General features: G+C 60.2%; 35 protein-coding genes. All 35 read right to left on the reverse strand.

Going from position 1 to position 18,504, the window contains the following annotated elements:
- Window positions 1-827: 827 nt before the first annotated feature.
- A complete protein-coding gene (locus GGQ69_RS04240; protein WP_183525019.1) occupies window positions 828-1,613 on the reverse strand; it encodes a hypothetical protein in 786 nt (261 codons plus the stop codon).
- The gene (locus GGQ69_RS04245) at window positions 1,610-1,780 is read right to left on the reverse strand and encodes a hypothetical protein (RefSeq protein WP_183525022.1); all 171 of its coding nucleotides are present in this window, start codon (window positions 1,778-1,780) and stop codon (window positions 1,610-1,612) included. The genes GGQ69_RS04240 and GGQ69_RS04245 overlap by 4 nt, the downstream gene beginning before the upstream one ends.
- Complete coding sequence (locus tag GGQ69_RS04250; RefSeq protein WP_183525025.1) at window positions 1,777-2,007, reverse strand: hypothetical protein; 231 nt, start codon at window positions 2,005-2,007, stop codon at window positions 1,777-1,779. The genes GGQ69_RS04245 and GGQ69_RS04250 overlap by 4 nt, the downstream gene beginning before the upstream one ends.
- Window position 2,008: 1 nt before the next feature.
- The gene (locus GGQ69_RS04255; RefSeq protein ID WP_183525028.1) at window positions 2,009-2,188 is read right to left on the reverse strand and encodes a hypothetical protein; all 180 of its coding nucleotides are present in this window, start codon (window positions 2,186-2,188) and stop codon (window positions 2,009-2,011) included.
- The gene (locus tag GGQ69_RS04260) at window positions 2,185-2,865 is read right to left on the reverse strand and encodes a site-specific DNA-methyltransferase (RefSeq protein WP_183525031.1); all 681 of its coding nucleotides are present in this window, start codon (window positions 2,863-2,865) and stop codon (window positions 2,185-2,187) included. Before GGQ69_RS04260 ends, GGQ69_RS04255 begins: the two co-directional genes overlap by 4 nt.
- A 66-nt stretch (window positions 2,866-2,931) precedes the next feature.
- The gene (locus GGQ69_RS04265; RefSeq protein WP_183525034.1) at window positions 2,932-3,114 is read right to left on the reverse strand and encodes a hypothetical protein; all 183 of its coding nucleotides are present in this window, start codon (window positions 3,112-3,114) and stop codon (window positions 2,932-2,934) included.
- Window positions 3,111-3,332: a hypothetical protein gene (locus tag GGQ69_RS04270; RefSeq protein ID WP_183525037.1), complete on the reverse strand. Its 222-nt coding sequence runs from the start codon at window positions 3,330-3,332 to the stop codon at window positions 3,111-3,113. The genes GGQ69_RS04265 and GGQ69_RS04270 overlap by 4 nt, the downstream gene beginning before the upstream one ends.
- 313 nt (window positions 3,333-3,645) lie before the next feature.
- Window positions 3,646-4,029, reverse strand: a complete 384-nt coding sequence (locus GGQ69_RS04275; protein ID WP_183525040.1) for a hypothetical protein — start codon at window positions 4,027-4,029, stop codon at window positions 3,646-3,648.
- The gene (locus GGQ69_RS04280) at window positions 4,026-4,277 is read right to left on the reverse strand and encodes a hypothetical protein (protein WP_183525043.1); all 252 of its coding nucleotides are present in this window, start codon (window positions 4,275-4,277) and stop codon (window positions 4,026-4,028) included. Before GGQ69_RS04280 ends, GGQ69_RS04275 begins: the two co-directional genes overlap by 4 nt.
- Window positions 4,274-4,507: a hypothetical protein gene (locus GGQ69_RS04285; protein ID WP_183525044.1), complete on the reverse strand. Its 234-nt coding sequence runs from the start codon at window positions 4,505-4,507 to the stop codon at window positions 4,274-4,276. Before GGQ69_RS04285 ends, GGQ69_RS04280 begins: the two co-directional genes overlap by 4 nt.
- A gap of 8 nt (window positions 4,508-4,515) precedes the next feature.
- The gene (locus tag GGQ69_RS04290) at window positions 4,516-5,766 is read right to left on the reverse strand and encodes a DnaB-like helicase C-terminal domain-containing protein (protein WP_183525047.1); all 1,251 of its coding nucleotides are present in this window, start codon (window positions 5,764-5,766) and stop codon (window positions 4,516-4,518) included.
- A gap of 5 nt (window positions 5,767-5,771) precedes the next feature.
- Entirely contained in the window at window positions 5,772-6,461 is a 690-nt protein-coding gene (locus GGQ69_RS04295) for a hypothetical protein (RefSeq protein ID WP_183525050.1), read from the reverse strand.
- On the reverse strand, window positions 6,462-6,704 hold the full coding sequence (locus GGQ69_RS04300) for a sigma-70 family RNA polymerase sigma factor (protein ID WP_183525053.1): 243 nt from the start codon (window positions 6,702-6,704) through the stop codon (window positions 6,462-6,464).
- Window positions 6,705-6,865: 161 nt separating this feature from the next.
- Window positions 6,866-7,186, reverse strand: coding sequence for a hypothetical protein (locus GGQ69_RS04305; RefSeq protein WP_183525056.1), 321 nt, complete (start codon window positions 7,184-7,186; stop codon window positions 6,866-6,868).
- 242 nt (window positions 7,187-7,428) lie between these two features.
- Window positions 7,429-7,788 (reverse strand): hypothetical protein, encoded by a 360-nt coding sequence (locus GGQ69_RS04310; RefSeq protein ID WP_183525059.1) that lies wholly within the window; start codon window positions 7,786-7,788, stop codon window positions 7,429-7,431.
- Complete coding sequence (dut, locus tag GGQ69_RS04315) at window positions 7,788-8,219, reverse strand: dUTP diphosphatase (RefSeq protein WP_183525062.1); 432 nt, start codon at window positions 8,217-8,219, stop codon at window positions 7,788-7,790. Before dut ends, GGQ69_RS04310 begins: the two co-directional genes overlap by 1 nt.
- Window positions 8,220-8,446: 227 nt before the next feature.
- Window positions 8,447-8,674, reverse strand: a complete 228-nt coding sequence (locus GGQ69_RS04320; protein WP_183525065.1) for a hypothetical protein — start codon at window positions 8,672-8,674, stop codon at window positions 8,447-8,449.
- 309 nt (window positions 8,675-8,983) lie between these two features.
- On the reverse strand, window positions 8,984-9,190 hold the full coding sequence (locus tag GGQ69_RS04325) for a hypothetical protein (protein WP_183525068.1): 207 nt from the start codon (window positions 9,188-9,190) through the stop codon (window positions 8,984-8,986).
- 60 nt (window positions 9,191-9,250) lie between these two features.
- Window positions 9,251-9,925, reverse strand: a complete 675-nt coding sequence (locus tag GGQ69_RS04330) for a hypothetical protein (RefSeq protein WP_183525071.1) — start codon at window positions 9,923-9,925, stop codon at window positions 9,251-9,253.
- Window positions 9,926-10,812: 887 nt separating this feature from the next.
- Window positions 10,813-11,031, reverse strand: a complete 219-nt coding sequence (locus GGQ69_RS04335) for a DUF3310 domain-containing protein (RefSeq protein WP_183525074.1) — start codon at window positions 11,029-11,031, stop codon at window positions 10,813-10,815.
- Window positions 11,028-11,297 (reverse strand): WhiB family transcriptional regulator, encoded by a 270-nt coding sequence (locus tag GGQ69_RS04340; protein WP_183525077.1) that lies wholly within the window; start codon window positions 11,295-11,297, stop codon window positions 11,028-11,030. Before GGQ69_RS04340 ends, GGQ69_RS04335 begins: the two co-directional genes overlap by 4 nt.
- Complete coding sequence (locus GGQ69_RS04345) at window positions 11,294-11,578, reverse strand: hypothetical protein (RefSeq protein ID WP_183525079.1); 285 nt, start codon at window positions 11,576-11,578, stop codon at window positions 11,294-11,296. Before GGQ69_RS04345 ends, GGQ69_RS04340 begins: the two co-directional genes overlap by 4 nt.
- A complete protein-coding gene (locus GGQ69_RS04350; RefSeq protein WP_183525082.1) occupies window positions 11,575-11,742 on the reverse strand; it encodes a hypothetical protein in 168 nt (55 codons plus the stop codon). The genes GGQ69_RS04345 and GGQ69_RS04350 overlap by 4 nt, the downstream gene beginning before the upstream one ends.
- A 77-nt stretch (window positions 11,743-11,819) precedes the next feature.
- Window positions 11,820-12,245, reverse strand: a complete 426-nt coding sequence (locus tag GGQ69_RS04355; protein WP_370577162.1) for a single-stranded DNA-binding protein — start codon at window positions 12,243-12,245, stop codon at window positions 11,820-11,822.
- Window positions 12,246-12,254: 9 nt separating this feature from the next.
- On the reverse strand, window positions 12,255-12,698 hold the full coding sequence (locus tag GGQ69_RS04360; RefSeq protein ID WP_183525088.1) for an HNH endonuclease signature motif containing protein: 444 nt from the start codon (window positions 12,696-12,698) through the stop codon (window positions 12,255-12,257).
- 382 nt (window positions 12,699-13,080) lie between these two features.
- The gene (locus tag GGQ69_RS04365) at window positions 13,081-13,629 is read right to left on the reverse strand and encodes a hypothetical protein (protein ID WP_183525091.1); all 549 of its coding nucleotides are present in this window, start codon (window positions 13,627-13,629) and stop codon (window positions 13,081-13,083) included.
- Complete coding sequence (locus GGQ69_RS04370; RefSeq protein WP_183525094.1) at window positions 13,630-14,319, reverse strand: lambda exonuclease family protein; 690 nt, start codon at window positions 14,317-14,319, stop codon at window positions 13,630-13,632.
- 100 nt (window positions 14,320-14,419) lie between these two features.
- Window positions 14,420-14,674, reverse strand: coding sequence for a hypothetical protein (locus GGQ69_RS04375; protein ID WP_183525097.1), 255 nt, complete (start codon window positions 14,672-14,674; stop codon window positions 14,420-14,422).
- Between the two features lie 215 nt (window positions 14,675-14,889).
- Window positions 14,890-15,462, reverse strand: a complete 573-nt coding sequence (locus GGQ69_RS04380; RefSeq protein WP_183525100.1) for a hypothetical protein — start codon at window positions 15,460-15,462, stop codon at window positions 14,890-14,892.
- A gap of 409 nt (window positions 15,463-15,871) precedes the next feature.
- The gene (locus GGQ69_RS04385) at window positions 15,872-16,075 is read right to left on the reverse strand and encodes a hypothetical protein (RefSeq protein WP_183525103.1); all 204 of its coding nucleotides are present in this window, start codon (window positions 16,073-16,075) and stop codon (window positions 15,872-15,874) included.
- A 467-nt stretch (window positions 16,076-16,542) separates the two neighbouring features.
- Window positions 16,543-17,115 (reverse strand): HNH endonuclease signature motif containing protein, encoded by a 573-nt coding sequence (locus GGQ69_RS16790; RefSeq protein ID WP_370577100.1) that lies wholly within the window; start codon window positions 17,113-17,115, stop codon window positions 16,543-16,545.
- A 187-nt stretch (window positions 17,116-17,302) separates the two neighbouring features.
- Window positions 17,303-17,665 carry a hypothetical protein gene (locus GGQ69_RS04395; RefSeq protein WP_183525109.1) on the reverse strand — a complete coding sequence of 121 codons (363 nt, stop codon included), beginning with the start codon at window positions 17,663-17,665 and terminating at the stop codon, window positions 17,303-17,305.
- The gene (locus GGQ69_RS04400) at window positions 17,662-17,898 is read right to left on the reverse strand and encodes a hypothetical protein (protein ID WP_183525112.1); all 237 of its coding nucleotides are present in this window, start codon (window positions 17,896-17,898) and stop codon (window positions 17,662-17,664) included. Before GGQ69_RS04400 ends, GGQ69_RS04395 begins: the two co-directional genes overlap by 4 nt.
- Before the next feature lie 113 nt (window positions 17,899-18,011).
- Window positions 18,012-18,230 (reverse strand): hypothetical protein, encoded by a 219-nt coding sequence (locus GGQ69_RS04405; protein WP_183525115.1) that lies wholly within the window; start codon window positions 18,228-18,230, stop codon window positions 18,012-18,014.
- On the reverse strand, window positions 18,227-18,451 hold the full coding sequence (locus GGQ69_RS04410; RefSeq protein WP_183525117.1) for a helix-turn-helix transcriptional regulator: 225 nt from the start codon (window positions 18,449-18,451) through the stop codon (window positions 18,227-18,229). Before GGQ69_RS04410 ends, GGQ69_RS04405 begins: the two co-directional genes overlap by 4 nt.
- Window positions 18,452-18,504 lie beyond the last annotated feature (53 nt).

The raw sequence follows: 18,504 nt of genomic DNA on the forward strand, positions 1-18,504 counted from the left end.
GTCCCCCTGTTGCTTGTTGCCCCTGCTCTTGCCGCGTGTGGGGGTGCGTCTAGTGCTTCCCATGAGTCGTGTATGGGGGAGGCTGCATCACAGGCGGCCCGTATTGACAACGTGGACCCCTCAACTTACGAGGGGGACTACGATCTGATGTCCCTGTGCGACACGCTCACGGGGGAGTATGACGATGAGGGGCGGGTGTTGCATGTGGTGGGGTGCATTGGGGACTATGTGGACCGCATGTCCCGCCCGGATGCCCCGATTGAGTGGGCTGGTGATCCGACTGCGGCTAGCAAGATGTCGGACCCTATGAGTGTTGGCGTGTGCCTTTAGGCGTTGAGTAGGGTTTCTTGGTCTGCGGGGTAGTAGACCTCGAACTCGTCGCCGCGTGCTTCTAGTTGGTCCATCCAGGCTTGCGCGTGGTGATTGCACGCATACAGGCTGACCATGCTGGGGATGAGTGTGATGATGGCTACTGCGCGTTCTGAGGCGTACCTATCGCACCGGGCATCCATGACCCCTCCATGTTTTCAAGTTGCCAAGCTCCGATGTCGGTATCGGTTTCTTCTGCGCGGCTTGGGTCTGCGCTAACCGGTTGATCAGCCTGCACTTTTGGTGATGGTTGCTGTTTACCGGGAAGTCAGGGGCGGCGGGGGATCAAACGCCCCCAGCGGATCGACCCCGCCGCCAGTCCAGGTTTGCCGAAGGAGTCACGGCACTGGACAGAACAAGAAAGGCCCCAGCGGAGTAGCTGAGACCTTGACTGCGCGATCTGCCCTAAAGGCAACTATCGCAACATACATTCACCATAGGGTACACCTAGCATTCTGTCAAGCAGCACGCCGGTTTCTGGTCACTCCTCTGCGCACATCGTCCACTTGTTTGGCGGTGTATAGGGCAGTTCCGTCAATCGCGTGGGCCAGTGGTTCCAAGTGTCCGCGCTTGACCCATTGCTTGGCGGCGTGGATAGTCACCGGAACTTCTGCCAGCCTGAGCGCCTTCACAACAGTGGAGAGTGGTGCGGTGCGGTGCCATGACTCCGAGATCCTGTATTGGGTGACTTCGGTGGCGTCGTAGTTGGCTCGGCATTCGGTGCATCGTGCCCCGTTGTTGTCTCGTCGGGATTGGATGCGTCCGTGGCAATGGTTGCCGTCGTCGTCCACGTTGAGGCATGGTCCGAGTTGGATGGTCCCGGTTTGTGTGTCTGCGGCCCTGGTGACTTTGCGGAGCGCCTCGGACAGTTCGTCTAGCAGGTCGCCGGCGTAGTCCACGGTGCGGATCAGGTCGATGGACAGCGTGAGGTACGTCAACGGTGCAACGTTGCGCAGGTCCTCGCTCGGGTCATCATCCAGCAACATGCGCGCCCATGTGCCTAGCTTTTCTTCTAGGTCGATCTTGGCGTCTAGAGCATCCACGTTGACGGCCTCCGCATGGTCACCGCTAGATGAGCCCCCATCCGAACCTGTGCGGTCCATGCGGGCCACCGTGTCCGTGATGGTGTTGAGGGCGTCGGGTATCCACCCGAGGATGTCACGGAGGCGCTGGGCGTCTGCGTGGCAAAGGGTGATGCCGTCAGGGTTTGGAGTGTCGCAACGGTGATAGGTGCAAGTGGTCATGATTGCTCCTTCAGGTATGGCATTACGGCGACGAGTGCGGCACATGCGGCATCGCGGTACATGTCGCGCTCATCGGCGGTCAGGTTCCCTTGCCAGTCCTTGCCAGGGTCGTCGTACTGGTGGACTGCCTTTGCCGCCTTCTCGATCAGATCCCCGGGGATGTTCACAGTTCCTGCCCTTCGAGCGCCTTGATGATGAGTCGCAACTGGTCGATTAGTTCTGCCTTGTCTCGGCAGACCTGAGATTGGACGTCGATGTCCAGCAGCAGTGTTCCGTCCTTCTGGTCTGCACCAATAACGATGGTGGTATTGCGGGCACGCTTGGTTGCGGCATTGACTGCTGCCTGGCCGTTGGCGTGGTAGTGAACTCCGGTCATTGCTCCATGGACAGGCATGTCAGTTCTCCTTGGAAGGGCTGTGCGTGGACGTAGGGGAGTAGTCGGCTTCTCGCATATAGGGGGCAGCGGCTTCGAGTGCGGCTCGTGCGTAACGATGGGTTGTCATGACGCCACCCTTCGCAGACTCCGCGAACATGGCAGACGCCGCCTTGCTGATTGCGGCTTCGGGGATGTTCATGCGAGTGCTCCTAGGTCGAATGCGGTTTGGGATAGTCGGGATGCGATCAGTTCGCAGTAGCGTTCTTCTAGTTCGATGCCCACGGATTTTCGTCCAAGGTTCCGGGCTGCGATGAGGGTTGCCCCGCTTCCGGCAAAGGGGTCAGCGATGGTTCCGGGTGGGCAGCGGTCAATAAGGACTTCCATGAGTCCAACTGGCTTTGGCGTCGGATGGCCGATCTTGGCCACTTCCACAGACCGCGCTTCGGTTGTGGTGATGACTGATCGGAGGGGCGGGGAAGATTTGCGGAAGCCTTTGCCGATGACGTATATCTCTTCGTCCTGCGACATGAACGCTGCCTTTAGTGGCCCTGGCGCTTGGCCTTGCTTGTGCCATATAAGGCGGTGCTCAGTGCGGTCCGGGCGGGCAACTCTCCATGATCCAAAGACGATGGCAGGCCGGTTTCCCCATTGGGCGAGTACGGCATCTCTTGCGGCTGCGTCGTGGTCCCCCGAGATGGCCTTGTGAGTGGTGGTGACCCGTTCTCCGTCAGTTCTGTATGAGCTGTTATGGCCCGTCCACTCAACTCCATAGGGCGGATCGGTGACTAGAACATCGGCGCTCGTCCACTTGTCGGCTAGTTCTTGGCAGTCGCCGTTGTAGAGCGTGACTGATTCGTCTTGGTAGTAGGGCTTCAAGTTCCCCTCCTTGGGTACGAGTAAGGCCCTGAGCAACACGCTCAGGGCCTTGGGTGGTTCAGGTGTCTAGTTGTCGGCGTTGAGTATTTTGATTGCCGCGCCACCTTTGAGGTGGCTGATGTGTACGGCGTGGTTGCCCTGCCAGACAACTAACCGGTACCCGTCCTCGTCTGGCTCGAGTTCGATGGTGATTGCGGTGGCGTTGGTGGTAATGCGGTGCGCACCGTCTTTGATACGGATGGCGGTCATTGCCAGCGGCCGCCCGTGAATCCGAGCCGGTATGCGCCGCCGTCGTCGTTGTGGATTGATTCGGGCCTATATGCGGCGTGCAGTTCGTCGTTCTGTGGCTGGTCGGCGCGTTCGGCTTGGGCAAAGTTGTTGCCTTCGCGCTGTGCCTCGTGTTCGGTTGACCGCATTGCGGCGTCTGCTTCTAGCCATCCACAGATGGCGCTGTATAGGCGTTTCATGGCTTCTCCTGACATGACTTGGCCCGCAGTCGCTGTACGCGATTCTGCGGGCCTCTTGGGTGCTGGGGTGGTTGGTTGTGTGCGTGCGGGCTGGTAGGCGCTCTCAGGTGCGGTTATGTGGCTGTGAGTGGCCAGTGCGTGGGACAGTCAGTGTCGCGGTACGTGCAAGTGCGGCCAACGATGACGCCTTGGTAGGTTTCTAGCTCCTCGTACTCGCAAGTGCAGTCCAGGTTTTGCTGCTCCAAGACGCGGACTGCCTCACGCCCCCACTCGGCTACCTGCTGGCGGCGATCCTCAGCCTTGAACCCGTCAGTCACTTGCCCTCCAAAGCGGTGGTGATGGCTATGGATAGCCGTGCTTCAACTACGCCTAGGGTGCGTGCGGTCGCGGCTTCATCGGGGCCAATCTCTCGACGCCCAAGGATTCCGTCACGGCTTTTGTCCATCTCGATCAGTTCTGCATAAACGGCATCCAGCGCGTCCAGCAGTCTCGGCAGGTCGGTGCGGGCGTGCGCGATGAACTCGGCGTTGCTGATCCGCGTGGGTTCGTCTTCGTAGGTGGCGCGGAGAGAAGCAATCCAGTAGCCATCACCGGCTGTTCGGATCTGTCGCGTGTCGTCGGCGTCTACTTCCCACGGGCCTTCCGTCGTGCCCTCCACTCGTTCCCGCATGTTGTCCAGTTCGGCGCGGATAGTCATGGGGTCTCCTTAGTGTTGCGTTCGTATAGGTATATGGCGGCACGGGCGTCACCGTTTGTCGCGGTGATGCATTGGGCAAAGCGGTGGGCCTCGGCGGGATCTCTGAATGAGAGGCCGAATGCTCCGTGCTTTCCGCCGAACCATTGCGCTGACCAGCAATCCGCGTCGGTCTTCCTAACACTGGCACGGCCGCCTTCACGGATCACTTGGCGGATGTAGTCGTAAGTGTTGATCGGCGGACGCTTCACGACTGCTCCTTGTAGGGGTTGGGCTGGCTTACAGGTTGATTACCAGCACGTCGCCCCTCATCCCATGCTTGTGCTGCGATTAGTGGTGCGGCGGCAGACAAAGCAGCACGGGCCTCGCCTCGCCATCCGTCCTTTGCTGCGTCGTGCATGTTCTCCCACGGCACGACATGTCCGCGCCAGAAGTGCAGTTCTTCAGCGGCCTTCTCGATTGCTTCCTCGGGGATGTTCATGGTTGCTCCTACTTGTCTCGTACTTGCGAATAGTGGCCGGCAAACGTGAGGTCTACAGGCCCGGTGCGCCCGTGCCGGTTCTTGGCGATGCTGAACGTAATCTCGTCCGTCTTGTCACCCATGATCTCCCTATGCAAAAGGATTACCACGTCAGCATCCTGCTCAATGGCCCCAGACTCACGCAGGTCATGCAAACCGGGCCGCTTATCATCCCTAGACTCACTGGACCGGTTGAGCTGGGATAGGGCAATGACTGGGACCTGCATTTCCATGGCGAGGATCTTCAACTGGCGGGACATGTCGGCAACGAACTCATGCCGTGGCCGCTTGTCACCGGGGGGCTGTGCCATCAACTGGAGGTAGTCAACGACGACACCAGCCAAAGGCGCCTTCCGGTGCACGTTCCGGGCGAACCGCTTCAGGTCAGTGAAGCTCATGCCCGTGTTGTCGTTGATAGCGAGGGGCACCTGACGGCGGTTGCGCACCCATTCGCCGATCTTCGCCCAGTCAGTTGCATCCAACTCGTGACGGACCAGCTTGCCCATGTCGATCCGCAACTCATTTGACAGCAGGCGGGTAGTCAGATCGTTCACCGACATCTCCAGGGACACGAACGCCACAGACCCATGCTGTAAGAGCGCCTGAGCCAACTGGAGGGCCACAACCGACTTGCCCACACTCGGACGCGCACCAACCACGTAGAGGGCTCCAGGACGCAGCCCAGTGATGATGTGGTTCACGTCCCGCCACAACGTCGGGACGCTCGCCACCTCCTCCTCCAAATAATCAATCGTGCCGCCAATGGTGTCAGCCACGAACTGAACCGGCGTAGACCTAGCCCGTGACTGAGTTGCATCCATCTCACGGCGGGCCGCTTCCACGATCTCGTCAGCGTCACCACCACCAGCGGCCATCTCCTTGACCTTCTCGGCAGCCCCATACAACCTGCGGAGAGTGGCGGCATCCGTGACGATCCCCGCGTAATGGTCCACGCTGGCAGCAGACGGGGTAGCTTCCTGCGCCCGGTGCAGGATCGTCGGGTCAACCTTCTCCCCAGACTTCATCAACGCTGATGACACGGTGAGCAGGTCGATAGGCTGACCTGCCGCCTTCATGTCCTGCATCGTCCGGTGAATGAACTCCATCGTCGGATGCCGGTAGTCCGTGGGGCTGAAATCAATGTCTTCCAGCGCCCGCCCATTAGTCAGCAACGCCGAGCCGATGACAGCAAGCTCCGCCGTCTCCAGGTCAATCATCATTCTCCTTACGTGTCCCAGAGGGGATTCTTAGTAGCGGTGGGGGACTTCTCGGCTTTCAAGAGCCAGTTGCGGAATGCTGCGTTCCAGTCGCGTGCCCGCCTGTCGTTGGCTTGGGCGTGGTTGCGGAATCGTTCGGCTTGGAAGTCCAGGTTGATTCCGTTGTCTTCGGCGTAGCGGCTGTGTGCCGGGGTTGGTGCCCAATCTCCCGGCAGGGGACGTTCGGGCTTGCGACGAGTCGGCACACTAAGGGAAGGGTCGGGAAGGGTCGGGCCGGGGTGGTGTGACTCACTCAGTGATCCCGCTGGAAGTTCCTGCGATGTCACGGCGTGACTTCCGTTGGACACCAACTGAAGTGGGGCCGAATACTGCCCGAGTTCGTTCCTGCGCTTTCGGGCCTGTCGTTCCCTCGCTGACTCCCTGTCTCGCTCAACCTTTTCCCTTGTGGGCTGGTAGGCGTCCCAGTCGTGGAACTGGTAGCCGCCCTCTACGTCAAGCCACAGACCCGACTTGATGAGTTCAGCAATGGCGGACTCAGTGCCGCCCATCTTCATGGCGCGACGAGCTGGGACGAACCCGTCGGTGAGCTGCTTGGCGCAGTAGGTTCCACAGAGGGTCCACAGCCCGACTGCTTCGAGCGACAGATCATCAACCTTGGGGTGGTCGTAGAAGTTGTCGTCAACGCGAAACCAGGGCACTTATTCACCCCCGATGCGCTTTAGCATCTGGCGGACGGCACCCTCGGTAACGCCGTAGTGTTCGGCGATCTCGCGGTAGGTGATGCCGTGCTTGCGGCCGATGGCGGCGAAGTGTGCGCGCTTGGATGCGCTTTCCTCTAGCTGCGCCTGGATGGTCCGGTGTTCGTTGCCGGCCATCTTTAAATAACTACGGGCCAGATCTTTGCGATCTAGCCCGGTGGTGTCTGGAGACGATACACTCATCTCTAGCCGCCTCCTTGCTATCCCAAGTTGGTGGTGAGGCCTCGGTTCGGTGTTTCCAGCACCGGCCGGGGCCGTCTTATTATTCAGTTCTTCCTCTACCACCATACCGTAGCCCTCTCCGCTTTGGGGGTGAATCCCTGAAGTTCTGTGGATAACTTGGTTCACTCCGGCCTTCCCCCGTCGACAATGGCTTCGGCGATGATGCGGACGCGGCGGCGGGATTCGTCGGCGTGTTTGGCCCATGCGTGCGGCTTGCCCTCCATGGGGTCGTCGTATGCGAGTTGGTCTGCCTGGAACCACGAGTTGGCCGCCTCAATGAGCTTGTCCACGTGTTCGCGCTTCAGGTGCTCTGTGGTCAGTGGTTCCAGGAATGCGCACAACGCGGCGGTCAGGTCGGTGCGGGGCAGGCGGGTCGGATCAAAGTTGCTGACCATGTTCATTGCGGCCTGCGCGAGCTGCGGGCCGGTGAGGATAGCGGACATGGGGGTGCTCCTTGCATGACAAAGGCCCGGACGCAATGCCGGGCCTGGGGTGGGGGTAGGGGGTTGGTTTTAGTTGGTGAGGTGGTCTGCCATGGCGGCACGGACTAGGCCGGTGATGTGTTCAGTACGTGACCTGCTCCGGGCCGAGGCGAACCCGCATAGGCATTCATGGCCGTGCAGGTGGTGCTTCTGCTCGATGTCGTACAGGATGACCTCTAGTTCCTGCCTGGTGATCGTGATGTTCACGGTCGTTCTCCCGTGGTGAGTGCTATGAGGTCACGCAGGGTGAGGGTGACGTATTGGTCGCCGGGGTCTCCGTGACCGCGTCTCTTGTGGATAACTAGGGCCACGTGTGCGTCGTCGTTTAGCCGTTCGATCTCGGCTTCTTTGACCCAGCCGCCGAGGTTCATGGTGGCTACGTCTTTGAGTTCTGCGACGATGCGGCGGCCGGCGAATCGCCAACCACCGATGTCCCCGCGATCTTTGGAACCGCCTTTTACCCTGCGGTCTATGCGGTCGTCTACGTGTTCGGCTAGCCAGTCGGCTATGGAGCGTTCGAAGCGTGCCCCGGCTTGTTTGGCTGATGTCCTGCTGCGTGCCATTACTTGACTCCCGTGCTCCCGAATCCGCCTGCACCGCGCACTGTCTCGGGCAGTTCGTCCACGAGGGTGACGCCGGGTGTCTCAACAGCCTGGATCACCAGCTGTGCGATGCGTTCGCCGGCTGCTACGTGGTAGGGGAGTTGGCCGTGGTTCACGAGGACGGCTTTCAACGGGCCGCGATAGTCAGAGTCGATGACGCCGACACTGTTCGCCAGGGTGACCCCGTGCTTGAGTCCGTGCCCGCTACGACTGTGCAGGAAGCCCGCGTAACCCTCGGGGATAGCAACGGCGATACCGGTGTCTACGGGGACACGCTGGCCCACGTAGAGGGTCACGGAGTTGAGGGCGTACAGATCGATTGCCGCACTGCCGGGGGTTGCGCGGGTAGGCAGGATGGCGGCTTCGTTTGTTCGCTTTACAGACAGGTTCACGGGGTGTCCTTCGTTGCGGGTTCGAGAGTGGCGGTGACGCTGACGCCGGGTGCCCAGTAGTTGCTAATGTCTTCGGCTACATCGTTGAGGTCTAGTCGGATTGCTTCTAGGTCGCCTGGGTCGCAATCGACGCGGATTCGGATGTTGTAGTGGTGAGTGCTCTGCATGGCTTCTTTCGGGTAAGCAAAAGGGCCACCCGATTGGATGGCCCTTGACGTCTTGTTCTGCTAGTCGCGGTATGGGTTCTTGCTGTACTCGGGGTCTTGCCACCAGGAGGGGTGCGCGTTGACTGCCCGTTGCCAGCCGAGGGTGTAGGCGTCTGCTTTGATCGTCGATGCGGCTGCGTCCAATGCTGCGCGCCACGCATTCTCGTAGCCTGGCCCTGCGTTTCCGGCGTCGCAGGTTGCGGACCATGCCTGCTTGGCCTTCTTGATTGACTCGTCAGTGGTATTCATTTCTGTTTCTTCATTTCCTGTCTAAGACGTTCGACCCGGATTCGCTGGGCTGCTTCGATGTCTTCCAACGAGGGGTAGAGGGGTGGGTTCAGGCTTCGCTCTTGTCGTTCTTTGCGGATTTCTTCGCGGACGATTTTGGCTATCCATTTGCGGAGTGGGTTTTTGATGCTTACTCCTTCTGGGTTTCGAGCCATTGGGTGATGAGTTGTCGGATGATGGTGGATGCGTCGGTGTCCTGTTCTTTGGCTTTGGCTATGAGTTGTTGCCAGAGTTCGTCGGGTATTCGGATGTTTCGGAGCGGGGTGGGCATTAGGCGGGTCGTCCGTTCAGATTGCGGAGGTCGGTGACTCCGAACTGGCGGCACCTTAGCCTTATGACGGACTCGCTGCTGCCGCTGAGAACCTGTGTGCGCTTGCGTCCTTTCAGGTAGACGATTGCGGTCCAGGCTTCTTGTCCGTTGTCCAGGGTGCCTTTGCTGATGACTGCGTATGTTTCGGTTGCCTTGGTGGTGGTCATTTTCTTCTCCTTCGTTCTGTACCTACAGTCTCGCATAGCTGTAGGTACAACGTCAAGGGGTCAAGCCGTTTCCGCCACAGCTTCCACATACTCCGGCGGCGGCAACGTGTGCCAGTCCAAACGCGGCCAACCACTCATCCGAGTCAACCGACGCCGCTCAGCCTTATTGCCCGTCACGATCCAATACTTGACCTTCGGCAACCGGCGCACCTTGTACGCATAACCCGTCCTGAAAGCGTCCCTGGTGTGCGCCTTCGGATCGTGCGGAATGTAGTCATAGCGCGGTGTCTTCCGCTCCATGTCTGTCCACCCGGCGTAGTGGAAGTTCAGCGCCCGGTAGATGTACCCGTAATGCTGCTCCTTAGTGTCCGCATAAGACACAACGATCTTCGGCGGCAAGGCTTTCAGTGTGCGAGAAACAAACCATGACTCCGTGTTCTTCGGCATTGCATCAGACACCCAAAGCCGGTTCAACTCGATCACCGATGACGGATCTTCGGGGCAGGCACCCATCTGCAAATGGCGACTAGCGGGCGTCCCATAAGTCACCGTGCCGACCATCAACCCATGATTGAACAGTCCGAACGCGTGGCTAATCGGAGGCCGCCTATGCAAGTAGTGGTGCTTCACGACCAGCTCGGCAGCGCGCTTGGATTCAATGCGCTGCACATGGAGCGTCTTCGGGATTGCCACGATGTCAAGGGTATCCACCTGCTCGGACGCGGTATTAATCATGCTCTAACTCCTAGGCGTCGGTTGCGTTCGGTGATCCACCCGGCATATGCGGTGCGTGCCACGTCTAAATGGAACTCGCGGTCTGGGATGGCGAGGGGCACGGGTTGTGCGCGGGTTTCTTTGCGTTTGCAGACTTTGCATATGCCCCCGGCTGCGGGTTTGACGGTGCCGGGGTGGTCTACGGCGCGTTGGCTGTCTTTGCGCATGAGATTCCCGCAACGGGTGCAGGCCGGATAGTTCATGCGGCTGGTCTCCTTACTTGGGTTAGTCGTTGTTGGCGTGCGAGTCGTTCACGGCGTTTGCGTAGGTAGGCGTCCATTGCGGGGTTGATGCCTTCAATGGGTTCTGCTGGTGCACGGAGTTTCTGGATGACTGGCTTGGGCGCGTCGGGGGTTGCCTGTTGTTTCGTGCACAGTTGGCAGCGGCCTTTGCCCCGGTGTTCGACGGTGCCGGGGTAGTCGGCTGGTTTCGTTTTGCCGGGGCGTAAGGGCCGGTTGCATCCCACGCAATGGGTAGGCCGTTTGGGTCGGTACTCTTTGCCTGCCGCCTTCCGTTGTGCCCGCTTCGTGCATGACACGCAGACCCCGTGCCCGTGGTGTGCGATGGTGCCAGGGTTGTCCGCAATGGAACGGTTTGAGGGCCGCATCTGACGGCCACACGTGCTACAGGGTCCGTTGCCCGCCACGTTCAAACGCTTCTCACCTACCGCCATGGTTTGAATGCCTCCAATCGTGCTGATGCCTCCCTGTCCGCTTTGATGCGCTGCACTTCTTCGGCCAAATGAAAGGTGCATACTCTCGCGTGCGGGCAGACCCCGAGGTGCTTATTCGTTCGGCAACACTCACCGCCACACGTCACGCCATGCCACTGCGCTGCGGCCTTGTTGCTCATGACGGCCTGTTCCCCTTCTCCATCCGGTCAATCTCGCGGCTGATGTACCAGCGGGCTTTCATGAGGTCTTCAATCTCTTTGGCTGGATCTTTCAAGCCAGCGCGTGCGATGTACTTGACCGCATTGCCGCGATTGAAGTTCATGCATTCCGTGAGTTCGATAACTTCAACCGGGTACGTCGTGTAATGGGCGGGGCTATTCACGTTGTCACTCATGCCACGGCCTTCCTGTCAGACATACGGCCACGCTCGGAGGGGTTCATCATCGACCACACGCCGTACTTGTAGCCGTGGCCGTGGTCGCGCTCCACCTTCTGCGCGAGGCTCAGGCAGTCCCTTCTGGCGGTCGCTGGGCACGATGCACACAGGGCCTTGGCTCGCGCCTCATCGCCTTCCCCTGTCCGGAAGAACGTCTCCGGGTCAACCTTCATGCACGGAGTAATGATTGGGTCGCCAGTGCGGGGATCAATGAAAGCGGTCACTTGGCTGCCTCCTTGATGAGGTATTCCATCTGTCGCTTGGTGTAGTCGTCCCACTCGACTTTCTCGCCACGCACGAACCCGCGCCCGGCCTTAGTGCAGTGCCAGTAGGTCAACGCTTCACGGCCCTCGCTAAACCATTCGTAGGTGTGCACGGGGCCGCGTCCGCGCTTTTCGATAAGGACCATGCCCTCTGGCTCTTTGCCGTTGGTGAGGACGTTCGGCCCTTCGGATGACATGACGACATAGGCGAATACCTTCTGGCCATCTGTGTACTTGGTCATGCCTGCTGCTCCTTCAGGTGTCGTTCGCCGGCGGCTTCTGCGCGGGGGTGGTAAACCCATCCACGGCTTTCCCATCCGCATTCACAGCGCACAACTTTGTCCGCCATGTGCTCGGTTTTGATGACCACGAAATGCTGTGTGGGGTCGTAATCGGGGGTGATCATTGGCTTGTCTTTCTGGGGGTACGAAAGGGGCCGCCACCGAAGTGACGGCCCCTAAGGGGATGAGTGGTTAGGTGTGACTAGAAGGCCGGGCCTCCGCCCTGAGGAACACCCCAGTTCGGTGCGGCCTGCTGCTGACCGCCCCATGGCTGCTGCTGTGCGGGCTGGCCCTGCTGCTGTCCCTGCGGTGCGCGGTGGACGACGCCCACGTTGTCAGCGATGACATCCAGGCTGGTGCGGGTCTCGCCGTTGGCCTCGTACTCGCGGGTGGAGGATCGGCCAGCGACCACTACGCGCTGCTTCTGCCCCTCAGCAACGATGTCCGCGAGGTCTTCAGCCTGCTTGCCGAAGACGGTCACGTTCCACCACGTGGTTCCGATGTCATCGAAGCCCCCGTTGCCGTTCGGCTTGGAATGCCCCTCCGCTACTGAGAATGAGAAGCGAGGCTTCCCATCGTTAGAGAAGGCCAAGCCGCGAACCTTGCCGACGTTTCCCTTGAATGACACCTGAGCCAATTAGGCCACCTCTTTTTCTGATTGATTGAGTAGATACTTCCAACGCCGACCGGTCACGATGTGCCCAATCTGCGCTTGACTAACGCCGAACCGCTTGGCGATAAGTGAGTGCTTGACACTGCCAGTGGCGGCAATGCTGCGGATCTCTAGAACTTGCGATTCGGTCAGCTTCGCGCTTCCCTGCCGCTCGCCCCTAGCCTGTCTCTCGCGCTTCGTCATGTCGCGGGAGTTGTCGGCATGGGTGCCAAGTTCAAGGTGTGACGGTCGGACGCACTTGGTGTTGTCGCACTTGTGACGGACAACCTGCCCTGCTGGCACGGGGCCGTTGGCCGACTCGTAAGCCAGCCTGTGAGCCGACACGCTGCGCCCCTTGACGTCGAGCTTTCCGTACACCTGACCAGATCCGGTGAACACCCAACAGTCGCCGGACTTGTCGGTGTGCATGTCCAACCGTTCGGCGGGGGGCCTTCCGCGCCCTGGCATCTTCGTGATGAGCGGGTCCCCATGGTTGCGGAAGCGCCTGTAGTGCATGTCGCACATCTTCTTGCGCGTTGCGGCCTTGTCGCATCCTGCGACGGAGCAAATCTTGGGTACCATAGTTGGTAGCCCCTTCCTTGGTTGCTCAAGTGAATGGGTCAGGCCCCGGATTGAGTGTTGACGCACTCTCCGGGGCTGTTCTCATTCTAGCGCATTACGACTTGTCACGTGCGGGTTTCGGGGTCCGCGTAAGTCTCATTCCAGTAGTCGCATTCATGTTTTGGCGGCTCGCCTTGAAGGTAATGAATCGGCTGTTCACACTCATCACATGGGTGTTGAAACTGTGCTCTCATGCTTCCTCCTGGTCTTTCACGTAGGCGGTGATGTGTTCGGGTGCGCCCTGATCTTCAAGCCATGCAAGGTATGACCCGAGGTTGCCGTCAGCCTTTGCCTTCTCAACGTTGGCGATCACCTCAGCGGGGATCTCACCCGTGGACTGTGCGGGGGGTGCTTCCTGGAGGGGGGCCACCTTGAACTGGCGGCGCTTGCCACGGGACACCGTGAGGGCAACCGCAAGCGGCTTCTCCAAGTGGCTCATAGCCGCGATCTCAATGCCGCCCACAACGTCCTTCCCGAACCGGATGTCAGGGTTCCTCACGAGGGTCAGGCGGCGGCCCGTGTACTGGGAGGCATCAGGTCCCCACCCGGCTACGAGGATGCGCCGCATGCTCTTAGAGGGCCTGTAAGCGCGCCCGGGGTACTCGGCCAGTCCGATGTTGACGGGCTGTTCAGCGTTGCCAGCGGTGACATCCGTGACGGTTACGGTCACGGGGCCAGCGAGCAGGTCTTCAGCGTTGACCTGCGATGAGTCAGGCTGCGTTGTCTTTGAGATGTCCATCTAGAACTGGATCTCCATTTCTTGGTCGAAGTCGATGCGTTCCATTGGTTCCTTGCCGACGGTCGCACCCTTGTATCGGTTGGTCATTTCTTCGGCGCGCTGCTCGAATGTCTGAACGGCCAGGGTGATGGTGTCCGCCCATTTCTGGTCTGGGGTGACGCGCTTGACGTACAGGGGGAATCCTCCGCAGTAGGAGATGAAGTCGATCCATCCACGTCCGCTGACCAGTAGCCCGGCTTGCAACTGGGCCATGTGCTCGGGCGGTACTTCGTCAGCGAGGATGGTTTGCAGGTGCTTCTTCTGGCGAGGCGACTTGATTTCAATCGCCCCAACTTCTCCCACGAGGCCATCGGGTGACCATCCGAGCCGGAAAGTGTCTCCCTGCTCGCGGACCATGAAGCCGATCTCGTCCACGGTGAGGCCTTGCTGTTCGGCGTAGGCGTCGCGTGCGTAGGGCTCTGAGAGGTTGCCGCGTTCCATGTCCGCGCTGACGTAGGTGGGTTCGACGTAGCCGGTAATGCGTTCGGCTACGAGGTGTGCGGTTAGGGATCGTGCGGTCTCGTTGCTGGCGGGTTTGATGGTCTTCGTGGTGATCAACTGGCCGACAGTGGATGCGGTGACGATCCCGCACCGTGCCTGTAGCCATTCCTCAGAACCTTGCTCCAGGTTCTCGTAAACGGTGAGTGCCATTACAGTCCGATCCATTCGATGAGCAGGGTTGCGGTGGTCGGCATTCCGAGGAACAGTCCGAGGATGATGGCGATGTCTATTTGGGCCTCACGGAAGCGGGTCATGAGTCGTCCTCCAATCCGAGGCGGGCGACGATCTGGTCGATTACGTCGCGGTCGGTATCGTCAATGTGCTTCGAGTAGGCGATGAGGTTGGCGGTGCGCTGTTCATGGGCGAGGGCAAGGGTTGCGTATGCCTGTGCGGTGGCGGCGTCGTCGGCTGGCTCCCTGTTCGACGGGACCAGCTCGGCGGCGTAGTAGGCCAGATCGGTGTAGGGGTTGCCGGGCATGTCCTCGGCGGGGTCTGGGATGCTCATGACTTCTCCTTGGGATTGGGTACGAGTAAGCCCCCACCGTTTGGCAGGGGCTTAGGGGGATGCATGTGGGGGTTAGTGCCAGTGTGTCCGGCCGTGCTCGCACTGGTAGTAGGTGGTGGGCAGTGTGGTCATGTGGGCTCGCACATCAGCGGCCACACGACGGTTAGGGAAGCCACGCCCACGACCACACGGACACGGGCGGCCACGATTCTTGGTCATGGCTTCAGCAGGGCCATCACGGCGTCGGCGTGCAGGCGGATGGTTGCCTCCTTGCCGATTGCCGTCCAGTCCTCCCATGACGACGCGAGGATTTCCTCCACCTGCTCACGGCTGGGGGTGGTGGTGCCGTGCCCGTACTTGGCTAGGGCGGCGTTCACGGTGGGGGTGATGTCCATGCGCTTCGATTCGTTGACCTCGCTCCAGTTGACAATCCTGATTCGTCGCGCATCCCACAGTTCGCCAACCTGTTCCTCAGTGAGTTCCACGGGTTCGGCGGGGACCACGCGGGCGGGGATCAAGTCACCGCCAGGGCCGTCAAGGTCGAACTCTTCCAGCTCCTCGCTTACAAGGCCGACCGCCCCAGCCTTGTGCGTGAGTCCGGCGTCACCAATCAGCACGGGGATTCCATGCCGGGTCAGGTACACGCCCGGCCCGGGCTTGGGGTCTTCCACGGTCAGGCCGAGCAGGGTCATCACGTCACGGGCCTGCGTGTCAGTGACTTCTCCGACGACGCCGGCCAGTTCGAGGGCCTTGGCGAAGTCTGAGGGGGCGTATGTGCGATTGCTCATCGTGTACTCCTTGGGTACATGCGGTCTAATACTCGGTCGGTGATTGCGGTCACGGTGTAGGCGACGATCACACCAGCCACAACAGAGGCGGCGATGGTGAGGACAATGGGGGTCATGGGGTTATCTCCAGGTGGTCCAGTGGCGGGCGAGACCTGTGTAGGTCAGGTACAGGAGGCCGCCGTAGAAGTCGTTGCCCTCTAGCCACAGTTCCCATGTGCGGGGGATGGCACGGATGGCGGCCATGCGTTGGGTGTGGGTGTCGAGGGGCATTAGGTCGCCTTCGGTGATCACGACGGGTCGCCGTGGTGTTTGCAGAACGGGTCCACTACTTCGATCTCGTGGACGTACAGAATCGGGGTGGCCTTCGCATACGTGTGGGGTGCGCACGTGCAAAGGTTCGTGGTCGCGTTCATGGCTTGATTCCTAACTGGCCGTCCAATGACTGGATGAACTCAACTTCTTCGCGGGTGAGGTGTGCGCGGTGCGAACAGTTCTCATCCGCCACACCATCCAGGCAATCCAACGAATGACGGGGCTCAACAGGTGCCGACGAACGCCACTCCATCACCAGCACCAGAGCCACGAGGACGATTAAGAGGATCTGCCACATCACGGGGCCACCTCCTTGATGATTGATCCGTCATGTGCCCAGTCCCAGTTGCACGCCGGGCAGTGATAGCCATGCTCAGTTCGGTCCAAAACATGCAAAGACTCCGGACACACAAGAGGCCCGCCATGAATGCGGGCCTGAGTGTTCTTCCTACGTCGGTAAAGCTGTTTGTCAGTCATGGCTTGTCCTAACGGTCTCCCAGATAGCCAGCAGACTCTTTTTCCTAGTGGGGTGCGTTGATCGGCGTTGACCAACAAGGCGGATCATGTGCCGGCCGGATGCGGTGCGGACAACAGCGCCGGGCCAATGCGGGCGAGGCTCAGGTAACGCGGCCCTAAGCTCATCTGCGGTCCACTCGTCGTCCTGCTCCGAGATCCAATCCAGGGCAGCGTCTCTCCAATCGGTCCATTCGTCGGCAAAGGCCATCGGCGGGTCTGGCAGCCAATCCGGGAGGTCTGGGCAATCTGTCACTACGCCACCTTGTCCATGTCGCTGAATGGGTAGTTCTCTCGCCGCCACTCAGCGATGAACTCGGTTGCTGCGTCTAGCGTGGTGAAGTAGCCGAGGCCCACACTTTTCCCGTTGATAGACCCGTGGCACTGATATACGCCTCGGGACTTGATGTACGAGACGCCCCGCACTCCAGTCGTGGTGTTTCTGTTAGGGCCACGCATGTTCTGCTGATTCTCCGATCTGTTCGCAAGACGAAGGTGGGATGGGTTTACGCAGATGGTGTTGTGGCAAATGTGGTCGATTTCAAAGGCGTGGGGGATGCTCCCGTTGACCAGCCTGAATGCGATCCTGTGCGCATAGTCCATGCGTGGACCCCAGCTAAGTCGCCCGTATCCGTTGTTCGTTTGCCCGGTCCATTCCCAGCAACCATTTGGCGCTGACTTGTTGACCCTCTCCCAGAATCGGGCGGTGCGGGATGCGCGGCCCTCTGGCGTCCCGTACGCCCTCCACCGCTTGTAGTGCTTGTTGCACCATCCGCGTGACTTGACCTTGATTGGCTCGCTACATCCCTCGATGCTGCAGTCGCTCATGCGGGTACCTCGTCCCAGAGGGCCATGTATGCGGCTTCGGCTTCCAGGAATCGGGTGTGTGCACGGTCCAGCACGTCACCGTCCGGGTCTTCACCGATCAGACGGGCGACCCTGACGGCGGTGGCAAGTAGACGGTCTCGGGCATCAGAAACTTCACACATCATTACTCCTTGATTAGTGGGGGTGTTCATGCGGCTTCAGCTCCGAACCAACTGGTCAGAACCTTGCGGGTGTATTCGTCGCCTTTGTAGGTGCGGCCCGCTTTCTGGTCAGCAGCCCGCCACGCATCCAACGTGGACCAAAGCACGGTGCTAATGACGGGGCCTTCAGGGTCCGGGGACACAGCCACAGCGACCTTCCCCGCCCGAACCACATAACAACCCGCATACTTCGACGTGGGGGGCGCATCATGTGTGGTCCCCGTGGAGAGGATCACCGGCAACAACGCCAACGGGACACCCATATCCTGGGCACGATCCGCCGCGTGATGACTAAGCCAATACGTTTTGCCATTCGCCTCGATAGGGGCGAACACATCCGACTTGCTCACGCCAACACCACCCCGCGCTTAGCAAGCTCCGCCTTAGCGTGGATGCGCTTGAACGCGGCAGGCGGCGTTGGGTCACTGTGCGTGAAGATGCGTTCCAAGTTCTCGTCATGCATCCGCTCACCACGCCGATGCAACACAATGGCAAGCTTCATCGCCTTGCCCTTACTGATGTCGTGGCCGTGCTCGTCTGCGTATTCAAGAATGCGATTCCGGTAACCAGTCGCGGTGGACATAGTTCTCCCTAGGGTTTCTTCGCCCGTGTGCGGAACTCGGGTCGGGGTGTTTTTGGGTGCAGAAAGGTGAGCCCTCTGCGGGGCAAGGTGTTGCGTGGGGTGTGGGGTGCCGCTTAGGCGGCGCGGCGGGCCTTGGCTCCTGCCGAGAGGGCGAATACTCCGCCCGTCTTGTTCGCTTCTTCGTGCGCGATGATGTCGGCTTCATCGAAGCGCCATTCGCGCCCCAGCTTCATTGCGCCGGGGATCTTGTTGGCTCGTGCTTGCTGGGTGATCCAGCGTGGCGACTTGTCCCAGCGGCTGACGAGCCATTCGGTGCCATGGAATGCGCTCATGCCGCGTCCTTAGCGGGGACTGCGATGAGATCGAACACGCTGACTCCGAGGGCGTCGGCGATGCTGCCGAGTTCCTTGACGGTGAAGGGGCGGGTGCCCTTGGTCTTGTTCTGAAGGGTGGTGTATGCGAGGCCGGCCTTTTCGGAAAGGCTGCTAAGCGATTCCCCCGCATCGACCATGGCCTTGGTTACCGCGTCTGCGGTGGCTGTGGTGATGTCCATGCCTCTACTTTAGCTATCCGTTTGGATATCTGCAACCCCAAGATTGGAACCCT

Origin of the sequence: Micrococcus sp. TA1 (assembly GCF_014199555.1) — a bacterium.
Lineage (GTDB): Bacteria > Actinomycetota > Actinomycetes > Actinomycetales > Micrococcaceae > Citricoccus.